We start from the raw sequence: 14,945 nt of genomic DNA, 5'->3' as shown, positions 1-14,945 counted from the left end.
CGACGAGCGTGGCTCCGCGCTCATAGGCGAAGCCTGCCGATTATAACGAAATGCTTACAGCCGGATCGCCGGCAATCAAGTGTGCTCGCCGCGAATGTAGTACTCGAGCTGCTGGATGGTGTACTGCTGCTCGGCCATGATGTTCTTCACCAGATCGCCGATGGAGATCATGCCGATGAGCTTGCCGTTGTCGATCACCGGCAAGTGACGCATGCGCTTATCGGTCATGAGCGCCATGCAGTCGTCGGTGGTCTGGTCGGGGCGCACGTAGCGCACGTGCGACGTCATGATGTCGCGCACCGGCGTGTGCTTCGAGACGCGGTCCATCAGGACGACTTTGCGCGCATAGTCGCGCTCGGTCATGATGCCCACGATCTCGTCGCCTTCGGTGACGATCACCGCACCGATGTGCTTGTCGGCCATCAGCTTGATTGCATCGAAGACCGACGCCGTGGCTGGAACGGTAAAGACCGTCTGGTCGGGTTTCGAATTCAGAACCTGTGCGACTGTTGCCATCGAGCGCCTCCGTTATGAGCGGGGAACGTTGTTGCGCCTGGGCGACGGGTAATCTTGCGCCTGTATGCAGCGTAAAGCCTCGCGCGCGATGCCTTCATCGGCATTAACCCGACCATTCGAAAAAAGTATAGATCACCGGCGCCGCGCGAGACGTGCGCCGCGCGTTTCATCTCGCGCGTCGTCACGCATGCCTTCAGTTTCGCCGATTAATGCCGCTAATCAGGCATCTGGTGGAAAGTGAAGCCACCGGCAAACACACGAAGGCATCGCTTAGAGGGAGAACGAGGTGAGCAGTTCACAACAGGATATCGAGCAGCGCGTGCGGCTCGCGGGCAGCAACATGTTCGAATTGCTTCTGTTCAGGCTCGGCGAGTCGCCGGGCTCGGAGCAACGGGAGCTGTACGGCATCAACGTGTTCAAGGTGCGCGAGATTCTCGCGATGCCGACGATCACCGCCGTCGCCGGTTCGAGCGAGGAGATTCTCGGCGTCGCGGATATCCGCGGCCAGATCATTCCCGTGATCGATCTCGCGCGCATCACCGGCTGCCGGCCGAAAAACGGTCCGAAAATTCTGCTCGTCACCGAATTCGCGCGCACGACGCAAGGCTTCGCGGTCGAGGAAGTCGACGATATCGTGCGGCTCGAGTGGAATCAGGTGCTGTCGGCGGAATCGCACTCGGGCGGCAAGACGGTGACGAGTTTCGCGCGGCTCGATGGCAACGTCGACGGCTCGCGGCTCGCGCAGGTGCTCGACGTCGAGCGCATCGTGCGTGATGTGCTGCCGTCGCAGGAAACGGATATCACCGAGGCCAACACCGGTCGGCTGCAGCTCAAGCCGGGCGCGCGCGTGCTTGCGGCAGACGATTCGGGCGTCGCGCGGGCGCTCATCGAGCAAAGTCTCACGGCGATGGGCGTGCCCTTCGTGATGACCAAAACCGGCCAGGAAGCGTGGGACGTACTGGAAGCGGCGCTCAGAAAGGCGGAGAAGGACGGCACCGAGGTCGCGGATCACATCGCGCTCGTGCTCACCGATCTGGAAATGCCCGAAATGGACGGTTTCACCCTCACGCGCCGCATCAAGGCGGAGACGGGGCTGATGCACATTCCGGTGGTGATTCACTCGTCGCTGTCGGGATCGGCGAACGAGCAGCACGTACGCAAGGTCGGTGCGAACGCGTATGTGTCGAAGTTCGAGGCGTCGGAGCTCGCGAACGTGATGCGCGGCGCGCTCGCGGCCTGAAACGCGTTCGGCGCGCGCAACGCCGACCTTTTGAGCCTGCGCGGCGCGCGCCGAATCAGTCTTTCAGCCTGTCGGCCCGGCGGATGAGCCGGGCTGGCCGAACCGGTTATTGACCGAAGAAGACGGACTGAGCCTTGTTGGCCGATTGCGTGCGGGTGCCCGACTGAGCCAGCGCGTCGCGCGAGCCGCCGAAAGCGGTCGTGCTCGTGCCGTTCGCGTTTTCTTCGGCGGCGATCGCTTGTGCGCTCGGACCTTGTTGCGACGTCGGCGCGCCGACAGCCGGACGGTAGAACGGAGCCGGACCGTAGCCGCTTGCAAAAGCGGGAGCGGCGAGCGTGGCGGTAGCGGCGATCAGAAGGGTAGCGAGAAGATTGCGTTTCATAGTGTGAGCTCCAAAGACGGTTGACGTTCAATCAGAAAGCGCCGCAGCGGTCTTGCGAGAAACTGTCTGCTACGTCGATGGAATGCAGTGTATACCCCTACTATCGCTTTTTTATCTCCATAAATTTCAATTCAGTTTTCGATATGGACCAACAATAGTTGGCCGCACGATCGTTCAAATCGTCCTAAACGTCCGCCTGGCGGGCGATTGCGCGTGTTGACAAGCGGCGCGCTCGGCTGCTTCGTTTAGCGGGGAACGAACAATTATTTAGCGCACGGGCGTGCGAATTTCCCGCTAGCGCGAACGACATCCCGCGTTATCTCAGTGAACGAGCCGTCCGATCAGGCGGAGCAGTTCCGTGGGCGGGTTGCCCTTCTGGCAATAACCGTCGAATCCGGAATGCATGCCCTCTGCCCGCACGATGTCCTCACCGAGCGCCGTGAACGCGATGATCACCGCGTCGCGCGTGCGGGCGATACGGCGAAGCACGCGCGCGGTTGCGAAACCGTCGTGTTCCGGCATCGTGATATCGAGAATGACGATGTGCGGCACCCAGTTGTCGATCGTATGGAGCGCATCGACGCCGGACAACGCAAAACGCGTGTCGAAGCCCTCCGCTTCGAGCGCGGCGCAAAGCGCTTCGGCGCTATGGGCGTTGTCGTCGACGATAAGGATGCGCCACGAATCGCGGTCGACATCGACGCTGCGATTCGTCCAAAGCGCGCAATGAGGAGAATGCAAGTACAGGGGCATGGGCGTTCGACGGAAACATACGACTGCCCAACAGCATGTTTCGCGCCCGCCCGCCGCCAAGCTCAGGCGTCGCCGCTCTTCCGGCTTTTGCGACGCTTTCCCGACGCGCTTTCGCTCTCGCGCAGCCGCGCATTCGCCTCGACGAGCGATGCCGCGTCGCGCTGGCGCAACGCGACATCCAGTTCTCCGAGCGCCCCGAACAGCGCGGACTGCTCCGTCTCGTCGAGCGGCGCGCCGCCGGGTTCGGATACGCGCCGCGCTTCCTTGTCGAGCCGCTTGAGAAGCTTCGCGCCGAAGCGCGTATCGATCGCGCCTTCGCGCGCCAGTCCCGCAATCACCGACGCCAGGCGAACCAGCCCGTTCGCGGTGGTTTGCGTCGCCCCGTCCATGTCGTCATGGTCTTCCACTGCCTTCTCCCCAGTTTCGCGCGCGGCGCCTCGCGTGCGCCCGTCTTGCGTGGCGCGATGATACGCCGACAAAATGACAGTCATATTTGCACGGCGCACCGCGTTCGTGGCCGTCGTTTCGCTCGCGTTCACGCGATACGATCGCGATCCGGGGCGCGACCGATGGCACACTAGCGCGTGGCGACGCGCATGCCAGAAGCGTCGGGGCCGCGTCATCCGCCGACACGCCGACATACTCAGAATGTAACCGAACGCCCGCATGAATCCCGCTACCCTGCAAAGACCGCCTTACGGCTCCGACTTTTCCGGCCTCGTCTGCGGTTTCCGATTTCATGCCGATCTGCCCGGCGTGCCGATCGATGCCGAAGCCGCAAGCGAATGGCTCGCCCGCGACGACACGCCCAAGGAATTCGTCTGGCTGCACTTCGATCTCGCGAACAGTTCGTGCGAACGGTGGATGCGCGGCCGCCTCGGCCTGCCCGACGCGTTCTTCGACACGCTCAACGAAGGCTCGCATTCGACGCGCATCGAGCATCAGGAAGGCGCGCTCCTCGCCGTCATCAACGATGTGATGTTCAACTTCGAGCTGACGCCCTCGGAGATCGCGACGCTGTGGGTCTACACGCATCAGAAGCTGATCGTGACGGCGCGGCTCAAGCCCTTGCGATCGGTCGATTCGCTGCGCGAGTCGGTTAGACGCGGCGAAATCTTCCGTTCGCCCGCCGAGTTGCTCGCGCATCTGCTGCGCGATCAGGCGGATCTGCTCGTGCATATCGTGCGGCGCACGAGCGTCGAGGTCGACGGCATCGAAGACCGTTTCCTGTCGATGCGCGGCGCCGCGACCCGCACCGATCTCGGCGGACTGCGGCGCGTGCTCGTCCGGCTGCAGCGCCTGCTCGCGCCCGAACCCGGCTCCGTGTTCCGGCTGCTCGCGCGGCCGCCGCGCTGGCTGCATTCGCAGGACATTCAGGACCTTCGCGACGCGACCGAAGAGTTCTCGCTCGTGCTCAACGATCTCGCCGGGCTCGTCGAGCGCATCAAGCTCCTGCAGGAAGAAGTCGCGACGCGCATGGACGAACAAAGCAACCGCACGCTCTTCACGCTGACGCTCGTGACCGTGCTCGCGCTGCCGATCAATATCGTCGCGGGTTTCTTCGGCATGAACGTCGGCGGCATTCCGCTCGCGGAAAATCACCACGGCTTCTGGCTGCTCGTGGCGATCGTCGCGACCTTCACCGCGCTCGCCGGATGGTGGGCGTTCCGGCGACGACGCGATATGTAGCCGGCCCCGAAGTCAGAAGCCCAGGTCGCTCAGGCCCGGATGATCGTCGGGCCGGCGACCGAGCGGCCAATGATATTTGCGGTCCGCTTCCTTGATCGGCAGATCGTTGATCGAGGCGTGACGGTGCGTCATCAATCCCGCTTCGTTGAATTCCCAGTTTTCATTGCCGTAGCTGCGATACCAGTTGTTCGCGTCGTCGTGCCATTCGTACGCGAAACGCACCGCGATGCGATTGCCCGTGTACGCCCACAATTCCTTGATAAGCCGATAGTCGAGTTCGCGCGCCCATTTGCGACGCAGAAACGCGACGACTTCCTCACGCCCGTTCGCGAATTCGGCGCGATTGCGCCAGCGCGTGTCCACGCTATACGCGAGCGATACGCGCTCCGGATCGCGCGTGTTCCAGCCGTCTTCGGCGAGACGGACTTTCAGCTTGGCGGATGTTTCATCGAACGGCGGAAACGGCGGCTTGGATTCCATGGCGAGTCCTCTTTGCTCTAAGCGATGAGATGAGTAGACAGGTCTGTCTACCCGACGCACTCTAGCGCAGGTAGACGAACCTGTCTACAATCGATTGCATGAATACTTCCGCAATCTCCAGCGATTTCTCCGAGCTCGCGCCGGACGCGCGCATCCTGTACACCGCGCACGATCTGTTCTATCGCGATGGCATTCGCGCAACGGGCATCGATCGCGTGATCGCCGAATCGGGCGTCGCGAAAAAGACGTTCTATCGCTATTTCCCGAGCAAGGACGATCTGATCGTCGCGTTCCTCACGTTTCGTCACGATAACTGGATGGCATGGTTCCGCGACGCGCTCGCGCGCCACGGCGGAACGCTCAACGCGCTCGTGCCCGCGCTCGCCGAATGGTTCGGCAGCGAGAATTATCGTGGCTGCGCGTTCATCAATTCGGTCGTCGAAGTCGGCGCGACGCTGCCGCAGGCCATCGATATTTCACGTCGCCACAAGCGTGACATGACCGCGGCGATCCGCGCGCTGATGCCGGCTTCGCGCACCGCCAAAGCCGATGCACAAGCCCTCGCGCTCGCCGTGGACGGCGCGATCGTCGCCGCGCAATTCAGCGATTCGCCCGCCGATGCATTGAAGGCGCTCGCACGCGTCGTTCGCGCGGTCCGGCGCGGCGCAGCCGAGTAGCGCGATGAACGGCTTCATGCCTGCGCGACCTGCATGGGCGCCATTGCGTGCTCGATCACATCGGCGAGCTTCGCGAAATTCGGCGCGATGTCATGATTCGGCACGCACGCGTAGCCAAGCATCAAACCGCGCAACGCCTCGTCGCGGTTCATGAAGTAATTGACCAGTGGGCGCGTGACGACGCCGGCCGCCAGCGCATCGGCGGCGACCGCGCGATCGTCGACGAACTGCGGCAGTTCGAGCACGAAATGCAGTCCGGCTTCGTCGCCGCGCACGGCGAGCGTATCGCCGAAACGCGCGCGGATCGCGTTGATCAGCAATTCGCGACGCTCGCCGTACAGTCCGCGCATGCGCCGCACATGCGACGTCAGATGCCCGTCGAGAATGAACTCGGTCAGCACCGCCTGCTGCATCAGTTGCCCTTCGCGATACAGTTCCGCCACGCCGATGCGAAACGTTTCGACAAGCTCCTCCGGCACGACCATGTAACCCATGCGCAAGCCGGGATAAAGCATCTTGCCGAGACTGCCGACATAGATCACCTGCCCCGCGTCGTCGAGTCCCTGCAACGACGAAAGCGGCCGGCTGCCGTAGCGGAACTCGCTGTCGTAATCGTCCTCGATGATCCACACCTTGTGCTGGCGCGCGAACTCGAGCAGCGCGCGACGCCGCGCGAGACTCATCACCATGCCGAGCGGATATTGATGCGACGGCGTCACGAGCGCGATGCGCGGCGGCTCGGTCATGTCGCGCGCGGCCGGATTGAGCCCTTCCTCGTCGACGGGAATCGGCACGAGCGTCAGCCCCGACGATTGCAGCACGCTGCGCGCGCCCCAGTAGCACGGCTCCTCGACCCACGCGCGATCGCCGAAATCGGTGAGCAGGCGCACGGCGAGATCGATCGACTGATGAATGCCGGTCGTGATGATGATCTGGTCCGGCTGACACTTCACGGAGCGCGCGACGCGCAAATAATCCGACAACGCACGCCGCAGCGGACGATAGCCGCCGCCCGGCGCATACGTCAGCAGATCGGGGTTCGCGCGCTTCCATAGACGCGCCTGCAAGCGGCTCCATGTGCGTGCCGGAAACTCGGCGACGTCCGGCACGCCGGGCATGAACGCGCCCCACTGTTTCGGCGACACGCCCGCCTGCGCGATCAGGCGCTCGCCGCGCCGCGAGATCGTGCACGACGCCCTCGTTTCCTCGGCTTTCGCTTTCTTCGCGACGCCATCGCGCGGCGCGGTGTCGGCGACATACGTGCCGCTGCCGGTCGTCGAATTCACATAGCCTTCGGCCGTGAGCTGATCGTAGACATGCAGGACGGTATTGCGCGCGATGCCGAGATCGATCGCGAGCGTGCGCGAACTCGGCAACTTCGTGCCCGGCGCGAGCTGGCTCGTGAGAATGGCCTGCTGCATCAGTTCGAGCACTTGCCGGTACATCGGCTCGGCGGCCGTGCGATCGAGCCGCGCGCTCAGCCAGTCGGCCAGGATGATCGTATCCACGGTATCTCCCATCGCATGAAAACCACTATTCCGGTCACCCTCAAGTGGTTCTATTTTGAATATTGAAATGGCTCCACATTGTAGAACCGTGGCGGGCTATAGTTAGCGCAGGTAGTGGAAATAATTTCCGCGCGTCGGCAGCCGTCCGGCAGTAGGCAACAGGGTTTTTCCGAAGGAGACACGGACAGATGAAATCCGATCAGGTGATCGTCAGTTTTCGCGGCGTTCGAAAGACGTACGACGGCGAAACGCTCGTCGTCAAATCGCTCGATCTCGACATCTATCAGGGCGAATTTCTCACGCTGCTCGGGCCATCCGGCTCGGGCAAGACGACCTGTCTCATGATGCTCGCCGGCTTCGAGTTCCCGACCGGCGGCGAGATCTGGCTCGACGGCAAGTTGCTCAACAAAGTGCCGCCGCACAAGCGCGACATCGGCATGGTGTTTCAGAACTACGCGCTCTTTCCGCATCTTTCGGTGCAGCAGAACGTCGAATATCCGCTGACCGTTCGGAAGATGTCCGCCGAAGAGCGCGCGCATCGCGTGAACAACGCGCTCAAGATGGTTCGCATGGAGAGCTTCGCGAAGCGTTATCCGGCGCAGCTTTCCGGCGGGCAGCAGCAGCGTATCGCGCTCGCCCGCGCGCTCGTGTTCGAACCCAAGCTCGTGCTGATGGACGAACCCCTCGGCGCGCTCGACAAGCAGTTGCGCGAGCACATGCAGATCGAACTCAAGGCGCTGCACGAGAAGCTCGGCGTCACGTTCGTCTACGTCACGCACGATCAGGGCGAAGCGCTCACCATGTCCGACCGCGTCGCCGTATTCGACAAGGGCATCGTGCAGCAGCTCGACACCGTCGATCATCTGTATGAAGCGCCGTGCAACGAGTTCGTCGCGAACTTCATCGGCGACAGTAACCGGCTGCGCGGGACCATCGAACAGATTCAGGGCGAGTTCTGCGAGATCCGTTTAGCCGACGGCACGCGCGTGTCCGGGCTCAATGTCGCGAACGCGAAGCCCGGCGCGGAAGCGATTGCGTGCATCCGGCCCGAACGCATGAAGCTCACGGATCTCACGCAAGGCAACGGCCATGCGAACGGCAACATCAACGCGCTGTCCGGCGAAGCGAAAAGCCTCATCTATTTCGGCGACCACGTTCGCATGCGCTGCGGCGTGCGCGAACAGGACGAATGCTTCGTCAAGGTGCCGCTCGGCACGCCCGCGCTCGACGGCTTCACGCCCGGCGCGCCCGTCGCGCTCGAATTCGCGCCCGAGCATCTGCGCGTGTTCGCCTGAACTTCCCAACCGTAGGTCCACTGACAAAACCAAGTCGAAGAAGAGAGGAAACCATCATGAAGAAGTTCGCTTTGTGTTCCATGGCGGCGGCGCTCGCATGCGCGTCGGCAGTGTCGGGCGCGGCGGAAATCACCGTCGTCAACTTCGGCGGCGCGAACGGCGACGCGCAGAAAGTCGCGTTCAACCAGCCCTTCGAGCAGTCGTCGAAGAACAAGGTCACGGCCGTCGAATACAACGGCGAGCAGGCCAAGGTCAAGGCGATGGTCGAAGCGAAGCACGTCAACTGGGACGTCGTCGAAGTGGAATCCGGCGATCTCGGCCGCGGCTGCGACGAAGGTCTCTATGAAAAGCTCGACTGGTCGAAGATCGCGAAGAAATCCGATCTCGTGCCCGAATCGCCGCAAACCTGCGGCGTCGGCTTCTTCGTGTGGTCCACCGCGCTCGCCTACAACGGCGACAAGCTGAAGACCGCTCCGGCCGGCTGGGCGGACTTCTGGGACACGAAGAAATTCCCCGGCAAGCGTGGCATGCGCAAGGGCGCGCGCTACAACCTCGAATTCGCGCTGATGGCCGACGGCGTCGCGCCGAAGGACGTCTACAAGGTGCTCGGCACCAAGGCGGGCGCGGATCGCGCATTCAAGAAGCTCGACGAACTCAAGCCGTCGATTCAGTGGTGGGAAGCGGGCGCGCAGCCGCCGCAATTCCTCGTCGCGGGCGATGTCGTGATGTCCACCGCGTACAACGGCCGTATCGACGCGGCGCGCAAGGAAGGCAAGAACCTGAAGGTCGTCTGGAACGGCAGCATCTACGACCTCGACTACTGGGCGATTCCGAAGGGCTCGCCGAACAAGGACGTGGCGCAGCAGTTCATCGCGTATTCGGTGTCGCAGAAGCCGCAGGAAACCTATGCGAAGAACATCGCGTACGGCCCGGTGAACAAGGCCGCGATCGCCGCGCTCGACGCGAAGACCAAGGCCGACATGCCGAACTCGCCTGAGAACGCGAAGAACGCCGTGCTGCAGGACATGGCGTTCTGGACCGATCACGGGGACGAGCTCGAGCAGCGCTTTACCGCGTGGGCGTCGAAGTAAGCACTGGCTGGCGCGACGGTCGCGCGTCGCCAGGAGGCGCGACCGTCAAGAAGGAGACACAAGCGTGAACACCATGACGATCCCCGCGGAAGAATCGCGCGAATCGAGCGCGCGTCTGAAGCGCGAACTGAAGATCGCCGATGCGAAAAAGCGCGCGATGGCGCTCGCGCTGATCGCGCCGCTCGCCATCTTCCTGTTTCTGATTTTCGTCGTGCCGATCGGCGCGCTGCTCACACGCGCCATCGAAAATCCCGAAGTGGCCAATGCGCTGCCGCACACCGGCGCCGCGCTCGCGAAATGGGACCGCAAGACGCCGCCATCCGATGAAGCGTATGCCGCGCTCGCGCAGGATTTGACCGCGATTTCCGAAGGCGAATCGATGGGCGCCCTCGCCCGCCGGCTGAACACCGAGATTCCGGGCTACCGCTCGCTCGTCGCGAAGACCGCGCGCGCGATGCCGCTCACCGGCGACGACGGCAAGCCACTGCCCGCCGCGCAGATCAAGTCGAAGATCGTCGAACTCGACGAGCGCTGGAACGATCCCGCCTATTGGCAGGCGATCGCGAAAAACGCCGGCCGCTATTCGCCGTTCTATGTCCTCGCGTCGCTGGATCACAAGCAGGACGGCTTCGGCAATATCGTCCATGCGGACCCGGATCAATCGATCTATCTGAACGTATTCGGCCGCACGTTCGTGATCGGCGTCGGCGTGACGCTGTTTGCCTTGCTGCTCGGCTATCCGCTCGCGTACTGGATTTCGACGCTGCCCGAACGCCGCGCCAACCTCGTGATGGTGCTCGTGCTGATCCCGTTCTGGACGTCGGTACTGGTGCGCGTCGCCGCGTGGATCGTGCTGCTGCAAAGCGAGGGCCTCGTGAACACGGCGCTGATCGGCGCGGGACTGATCGGCTCGCCGCTCGCGCTGCTGTTCAATCGTGTCGGCGTGTATATCTCGATGACGCATATCCTGCTGCCGTTCATGATCCTGCCGCTCTACAGCGTCATGAAATCCGTGCCGCCGACGTATCAGCGCGCGGCCGTGTCGCTCGGCAGTCATCCGTTCGCCGCGTTCTGGCGCGTGTACGTGCCGCAGACGTATCCGGGCATCGGCGCGGGCGTGCTGCTCGTGTTCATTCTCGCCATCGGGTATTACATCACGCCGGCGCTCCTCGGCGGGCCGAACGATCAGATGGTCAGCTATTACATCGCCTACTTCACCAACGTAACGATCAACTGGGGCATGGCGTGCGCGCTCGGCGCGCTACTGCTCGCCGCGACGCTGCTGCTCTACGTGGTCTACGGCCGCTTCACGCGCGCGAACGTGAGCCTGGGGTAAAGAAGATGAAACTCGCCAAACCGATGTTCGCGCCCCACACGTCCGCGATAGAGCGCATCTGGTATTTCGCGCTGCGCATCCTGTGCGTGCTGACGCTCCTGTATCTGATCCTGCCTGTGCTCGCAATCGTGCCGCTGTCGTTCTCGTCGAGCACGTTCCTCGTCTATCCGATTCCGGGCTGGTCGATGCGCTGGTATCACAATCTCGTCATGTCGCAGGAATGGCGCATGGCGGCGAAGAACAGCTTCATCGTTGCACCTTCGGCAACGCTCGTCGCGACGATCCTCGGCACGCTCGCCGCGGTCGGACTGACGAAGGCGAATTTCATCGGCAAGAGCGTGCTGATGGCCGTGCTCATCTCGCCGATGATCGTGCCGGTGATCGTCGTCGGCGTCGGCATGTATCTGTTTTTTGCACCGCTCGGCATCGCGAACACGTATTTCGGGCTGATTCTGGCGCACGCGGCGCTCGGCGTGCCCTTCGTCGTGACGACCGTCGGCGCGACGTTGCAGAACTTCAACCACAATCTCGTGCGCGCGAGTCAGTCGCTCGGCGCGAGCCCGCTCAAGACGTTCTTCCGCGTGACGCTGCCGGTCATCGCGCCGGGCGTGATTTCGGGCGCGCTGTTCGCGTTCGCCACTTCGTTCGACGAAGTCGTGGTCACGCTCTTTCTCGCCGGCGCCGACCAGACGACGCTGCCACGCCAGATGTTCACCGGCATCCGCGAAAATATCAGCCCGACGATAGCGGCGCTCGCAACGATTCTCATCGTGTTCTCGACGAGCCTGCTGCTCGCGTTGGAGTGGCTGCGAGGCCGCGCGGCGGCGCGCGCCGTCGCGTAAATTGGCCGGTCCGCGACGCGCATCGCGGACTATGCGAAGGGCCCATCCCGCGAGGCTCCGATCGGGGCCTCGCTGTCGCTCTCGCATCCGCGCCAGGTGCGCTTGCCGTACAAATCGCGCAAAACCCTCGCGAACGAGGGAGATTCCGATCGATTTTTCGGTCTGCACCGGCCCGCGAGCGAGCTTACGAATCGCTTAAACGCCCGCCCACCAAGGCGCGACGAAGGGTCGCTTGTGTTGCCGCCCGATTATTCGCAGCAACGGGATAGTGTATTCACTGATGCGGTATTTATCGGAATATGCTTAATGACGTACGTTCTAGGTCGAGTCAAAGCCTGGAACAATGCCATGACAGCTTTTACGAAAAGAGCGGACCCGTGGTCACAGACGGTTCACCTGCTCGAGGCGATGCCCACGGATATCGCCCGCACCGCGCCTTCCCAGAAATCCGCCCGCGCGGAGAGCGCGTTTCTCGAACGCCTGACGCGCGACTGGAATCGCACGCATCCGCATCATTCGGATGATCGGCTGCCGTTTCCGCAAGCCATCGTGCGCGTGATCGAGCGCCCGAGCAGCGCGACGGCGCTCGTGTACTGGTCCGATCCCGGTACGTGCCACTACGGCTATCAGGGCTGGCGCGCAACCACGGCGACGGCCGAAGGCGTGTGCTCGCTATCGGGAATGCCGATTCATCGCGGGGATCAGGTTTATCGGCCGTCGCAGCGCGATCCGAAGCCGCAAAACGCATCCGCGATGATTCTGGCCGCCGCGATGCCCAAAGACGCCGAGCAAATGGAAGTCGATTTGCACGGCTGACAGCGTTCAATATCCGATGGTGATGCGCTGTTTGATGTGCGATTCGCGTTCGAACTCGTTCAGAAACGCGATCGCGTAATCATCGAACGAAATCCAGCTACGGCCGCTGCCGTCGACGAGCAATTCGTCGACGCCGAGCCGGAATTTCTGCGTCCGCGGACCCGGTACGAATTCCGCCGACGGCGAGATGAACGTCCAGTCGACGTCGCGTTCGCGCCGCAACGCGTCGAGAAATGCCGCGCCCGCCGTAGCTTCCGGTTTGTACGCCGGGGGGAAATCGGGCAAATCGAGCACGCGCTGGCCGGGCGCCGCGTACAGGCTGCCCGCGCCGCCCACGACCAGCAGGCGCCGCACCCCCGCCCGCTTCACCGGCTCCACGATGGCCGGCTCGGAGACCGTGGCGAAGCGCGTCGCGCTGAACGCGGCGTCGTGTCCGGCGAGCGCGGCGGCGAGCGCGGCGGCATCGAGCGCGTCGACGTTCAGCGGAGTGAGGCCATCGCGCTGCGCGAGCCCGGACGTATCGCGAGCGATCGCCGTGACCGTGTGTCCGCGGCGCAACGATTCTTGTACCAGACGGCTGCCGACATTGCCCGTCGCCCCGATGATCGCGATTCTGCTCATTGCCACTTTCTCCTTTGCATGTGCGGCAGGCGCGCCGGCGTGATCCGACCGCGCGGTTGATGATAGAGCGAAATAACCGGCGCCACAGCCGACGCTTTCGATGGAGTTTGTTTCCGGAGAATACCGATTCGTAGAATCGAATAGCGTGCGGCGATGATTAAAAACTTACCTGATAAACATGGACTCATGCAATTTCCGGGCCGAATTCGCGAGGCGGGCGCAATATCGGCATGCGATCGTCATAATGAAACGGCGCTTTCGGAGGCGCGCCGCACCATTAAACTAGAGGCCCCGCACTCTTTCGAGATGCGCGACAGCGGCGATTACCGGCGCGCCGCCCGCAGCAGTTTCGGAGCGAGTTTCCAAATCGAAGTCGCCAAAATGTCATGACATTGGTTTATATTGCAGTTCCTCGCCGCTCCATTACCGGAAGGAGTTAACCGTGAAGAATCCGCAATTGCAGGGTGCCATCGAAGGACGCGACAATCCGGCAGGCGAAACCGCCTACGAACCGATTCCGGTTCACGCTGTCCCCAAGGAGTCCGCCGACGAACCCGGCTACTCCGATTCGCTGGACATCCCGCTCAATTACGGCATTGTGATGGACGCAGTCAGGGACGCCGTACGCGCGAATCCCTGAACGTTCTAAACGTCATACGAAACGCCCCATTCGGGGCGTTTTTTTTGGCCTTGCGAAACCCTTTGAAGCGGCGTTTCGATTGCCTGTCGGCCGTTGCCTGCGGGAGATAAATGCCCCGCAACGCGTCCGATTGCGTTTAGGCCGTTTAATCAGACAAAACAATGGCTTAGTTCACGCCGTGGCTGCGCCGTTTCGCGAAAAGTCAATCGGTGTGATTCAGAGCCAACGCTCTGATTTTGCTCATTAACGAGATGGTACACTTCCGCCGCCGTTGCGGGCGAGCCCGAATCCGACTTCGGAATAGCGCGCGTCTGTCGATATTTCGTCCATCCCCGCGAGGGCCGAACGCCCGAATTGGGTCGTCTGCTGCGTCCTGATCGCCCGATCCGACAAAAAATCCTCTGCTAGTGTTTCTACTGGCGAAAACAACTGCATTGAAGTAAGTTCAGACGTGTCATAGCGCCTGGACAAACGTCCGGATCCATCGTCGCGGCTCGGCAGTCCCCCGCGAGAACGCAAACAAGTCTGCAGGACCGATCAACCACGCGCGGCGGCTCACGCCCTGCCGAACAAAACATGGCCGCTATTTTCGATTATCTGTTGGACAGTCAGATTTCCAGACAATGGCGCGGCCTTTTGGCAGCGCTCGCGGAGGAGTTCGAAGCGCAGATCGGGCGCAACGAACTGCGTCAACTGATGCACAACGTCGGCAGCCGCTTCGCCGAAGCCCGGCCGCTGCCGCCCTGCGATTCCACGTCGGCGCTCGCCGACGCGCTCAACGCGCTGTGGCATGACACCGACTGGGGCTTCGTCGAGCTCTCCGACGAGCGCGACTATCTGAGCATCGTGCATTTCTGCGCGCCGCTGCCCGCCTTCGGCGAAAGCGCGCTCGCATGGACGCCCGCGTTCCTCGAAGGCGCGTATCAGCGATGGCTCGCCGGGCTCGGCGCACAAGGACTCGCGATCCGTCAGGCGAGCGACTTCGGCGACGACGCGGCCATCGAATTCAGGCTCGCGCGCGTCGCGGCCTGAAGCATCTTCAGCACATTGCGACCGCCG

Annotated in this window: 18 protein-coding genes; 11 read left to right on the top strand and 7 right to left on the bottom strand. The window is 62.8% G+C overall.

The window, feature by feature from the left end; genetic code table 11:
• Positions 1-75: 75 nt before the first annotated feature.
• Complete coding sequence (locus QCE49_RS27565; RefSeq protein ID WP_175979204.1) at positions 76-516, bottom strand: CBS domain-containing protein; 441 nt, start codon at positions 514-516, stop codon at positions 76-78.
• A gap of 286 nt (positions 517-802) precedes the next feature.
• Between QCE49_RS27565 and QCE49_RS27560 the strand changes: the two genes are divergently transcribed.
• Entirely contained in the window at positions 803-1,756 is a 954-nt protein-coding gene (locus QCE49_RS27560) for a chemotaxis protein (RefSeq protein WP_008353618.1), read from the top strand.
• Positions 1,757-1,862: 106 nt separating this feature from the next.
• Here the strand turns inward: QCE49_RS27560 and QCE49_RS27555 are convergent, their stop codons facing one another.
• The 3 genes from QCE49_RS27555 to QCE49_RS27545 all read right to left on the bottom strand — a co-directional run bounded on the left by QCE49_RS27555 (position 1,863) and on the right by QCE49_RS27545 (position 3,298).
• Positions 1,863-2,138: a hypothetical protein gene (locus tag QCE49_RS27555; protein WP_008353619.1), complete on the bottom strand. Its 276-nt coding sequence runs from the start codon at positions 2,136-2,138 to the stop codon at positions 1,863-1,865.
• A gap of 321 nt (positions 2,139-2,459) precedes the next feature.
• The gene (locus QCE49_RS27550) at positions 2,460-2,891 is read right to left on the bottom strand and encodes a response regulator (protein ID WP_008353620.1); all 432 of its coding nucleotides are present in this window, start codon (positions 2,889-2,891) and stop codon (positions 2,460-2,462) included.
• Positions 2,892-2,953: 62 nt separating this feature from the next.
• Entirely contained in the window at positions 2,954-3,298 is a 345-nt protein-coding gene (locus QCE49_RS27545; protein ID WP_033537148.1) for a hypothetical protein, read from the bottom strand.
• A 259-nt stretch (positions 3,299-3,557) separates the two neighbouring features.
• On the opposite strand from QCE49_RS27545, the gene QCE49_RS27540 reads away from it, so the two are divergent.
• The gene (locus QCE49_RS27540; RefSeq protein ID WP_008353624.1) at positions 3,558-4,580 is read left to right on the top strand and encodes a transporter; all 1,023 of its coding nucleotides are present in this window, start codon (positions 3,558-3,560) and stop codon (positions 4,578-4,580) included.
• A gap of 12 nt (positions 4,581-4,592) precedes the next feature.
• Here the strand turns inward: QCE49_RS27540 and QCE49_RS27535 are convergent, their stop codons facing one another.
• Complete coding sequence (locus tag QCE49_RS27535) at positions 4,593-5,060, bottom strand: nuclear transport factor 2 family protein (protein ID WP_250460390.1); 468 nt, start codon at positions 5,058-5,060, stop codon at positions 4,593-4,595.
• 98 nt (positions 5,061-5,158) lie between these two features.
• On the opposite strand from QCE49_RS27535, the gene QCE49_RS27530 reads away from it, so the two are divergent.
• Positions 5,159-5,737, top strand: a complete 579-nt coding sequence (locus tag QCE49_RS27530; protein ID WP_250440522.1) for a TetR/AcrR family transcriptional regulator — start codon at positions 5,159-5,161, stop codon at positions 5,735-5,737.
• Between the two features lie 14 nt (positions 5,738-5,751).
• Here QCE49_RS27530 and QCE49_RS27525 read toward each other — a convergent pair whose 3' ends face one another.
• On the bottom strand, positions 5,752-7,245 hold the full coding sequence (locus QCE49_RS27525) for a PLP-dependent aminotransferase family protein (RefSeq protein WP_250460392.1): 1,494 nt from the start codon (positions 7,243-7,245) through the stop codon (positions 5,752-5,754).
• 188 nt (positions 7,246-7,433) lie between these two features.
• Here QCE49_RS27525 and QCE49_RS27520 point away from each other — a divergent pair, with 188 nt between their 5' ends.
• From QCE49_RS27520 to QCE49_RS27500, 5 genes are all read left to right on the top strand, one after another.
• Positions 7,434-8,540, top strand: coding sequence for an ABC transporter ATP-binding protein (locus QCE49_RS27520; RefSeq protein ID WP_008353628.1), 1,107 nt, complete (start codon positions 7,434-7,436; stop codon positions 8,538-8,540).
• Between the two features lie 56 nt (positions 8,541-8,596).
• Positions 8,597-9,631, top strand: coding sequence for an ABC transporter substrate-binding protein (locus QCE49_RS27515; protein ID WP_409017527.1), 1,035 nt, complete (start codon positions 8,597-8,599; stop codon positions 9,629-9,631).
• A 64-nt stretch (positions 9,632-9,695) separates the two neighbouring features.
• On the top strand, positions 9,696-10,967 hold the full coding sequence (locus QCE49_RS27510; RefSeq protein WP_051079071.1) for an ABC transporter permease: 1,272 nt from the start codon (positions 9,696-9,698) through the stop codon (positions 10,965-10,967).
• A gap of 5 nt (positions 10,968-10,972) precedes the next feature.
• Positions 10,973-11,809, top strand: coding sequence for an ABC transporter permease (locus tag QCE49_RS27505; RefSeq protein WP_008353631.1), 837 nt, complete (start codon positions 10,973-10,975; stop codon positions 11,807-11,809).
• A 348-nt stretch (positions 11,810-12,157) separates the two neighbouring features.
• A complete protein-coding gene (locus tag QCE49_RS27500; RefSeq protein ID WP_144403834.1) occupies positions 12,158-12,625 on the top strand; it encodes a DUF3331 domain-containing protein in 468 nt (155 codons plus the stop codon).
• A gap of 6 nt (positions 12,626-12,631) precedes the next feature.
• Here QCE49_RS27500 and QCE49_RS27495 read toward each other — a convergent pair whose 3' ends face one another.
• The gene (locus tag QCE49_RS27495; RefSeq protein WP_250460394.1) at positions 12,632-13,246 is read right to left on the bottom strand and encodes an NAD(P)-dependent oxidoreductase; all 615 of its coding nucleotides are present in this window, start codon (positions 13,244-13,246) and stop codon (positions 12,632-12,634) included.
• A gap of 153 nt (positions 13,247-13,399) precedes the next feature.
• On the opposite strand from QCE49_RS27495, the gene QCE49_RS27490 reads away from it, so the two are divergent.
• The 3 genes from QCE49_RS27490 to bcsD all read left to right on the top strand — a co-directional run bounded on the left by QCE49_RS27490 (position 13,400) and on the right by bcsD (position 14,918).
• Positions 13,400-13,636, top strand: coding sequence for a hypothetical protein (locus QCE49_RS27490; RefSeq protein WP_033537140.1), 237 nt, complete (start codon positions 13,400-13,402; stop codon positions 13,634-13,636).
• A gap of 52 nt (positions 13,637-13,688) precedes the next feature.
• On the top strand, positions 13,689-13,886 hold the full coding sequence (locus QCE49_RS27485) for a hypothetical protein (RefSeq protein WP_008353634.1): 198 nt from the start codon (positions 13,689-13,691) through the stop codon (positions 13,884-13,886).
• A 576-nt stretch (positions 13,887-14,462) separates the two neighbouring features.
• Positions 14,463-14,918, top strand: coding sequence for a cellulose biosynthesis protein BcsD (bcsD, locus tag QCE49_RS27480; RefSeq protein WP_008353636.1), 456 nt, complete (start codon positions 14,463-14,465; stop codon positions 14,916-14,918).
• The last annotated feature ends 27 nt before the right edge of the window (positions 14,919-14,945 follow it).

The sequence above is a fragment of the Caballeronia sp. LZ008 genome, from assembly GCF_031451435.1.
GTDB classification, from domain to species: domain Bacteria; phylum Pseudomonadota; class Gammaproteobacteria; order Burkholderiales; family Burkholderiaceae; genus Caballeronia; species Caballeronia zhejiangensis.
The sequence above is the reverse complement of the archived record's forward strand: the minus strand, read 5'-3'. Positions and strand labels throughout refer to the sequence as shown.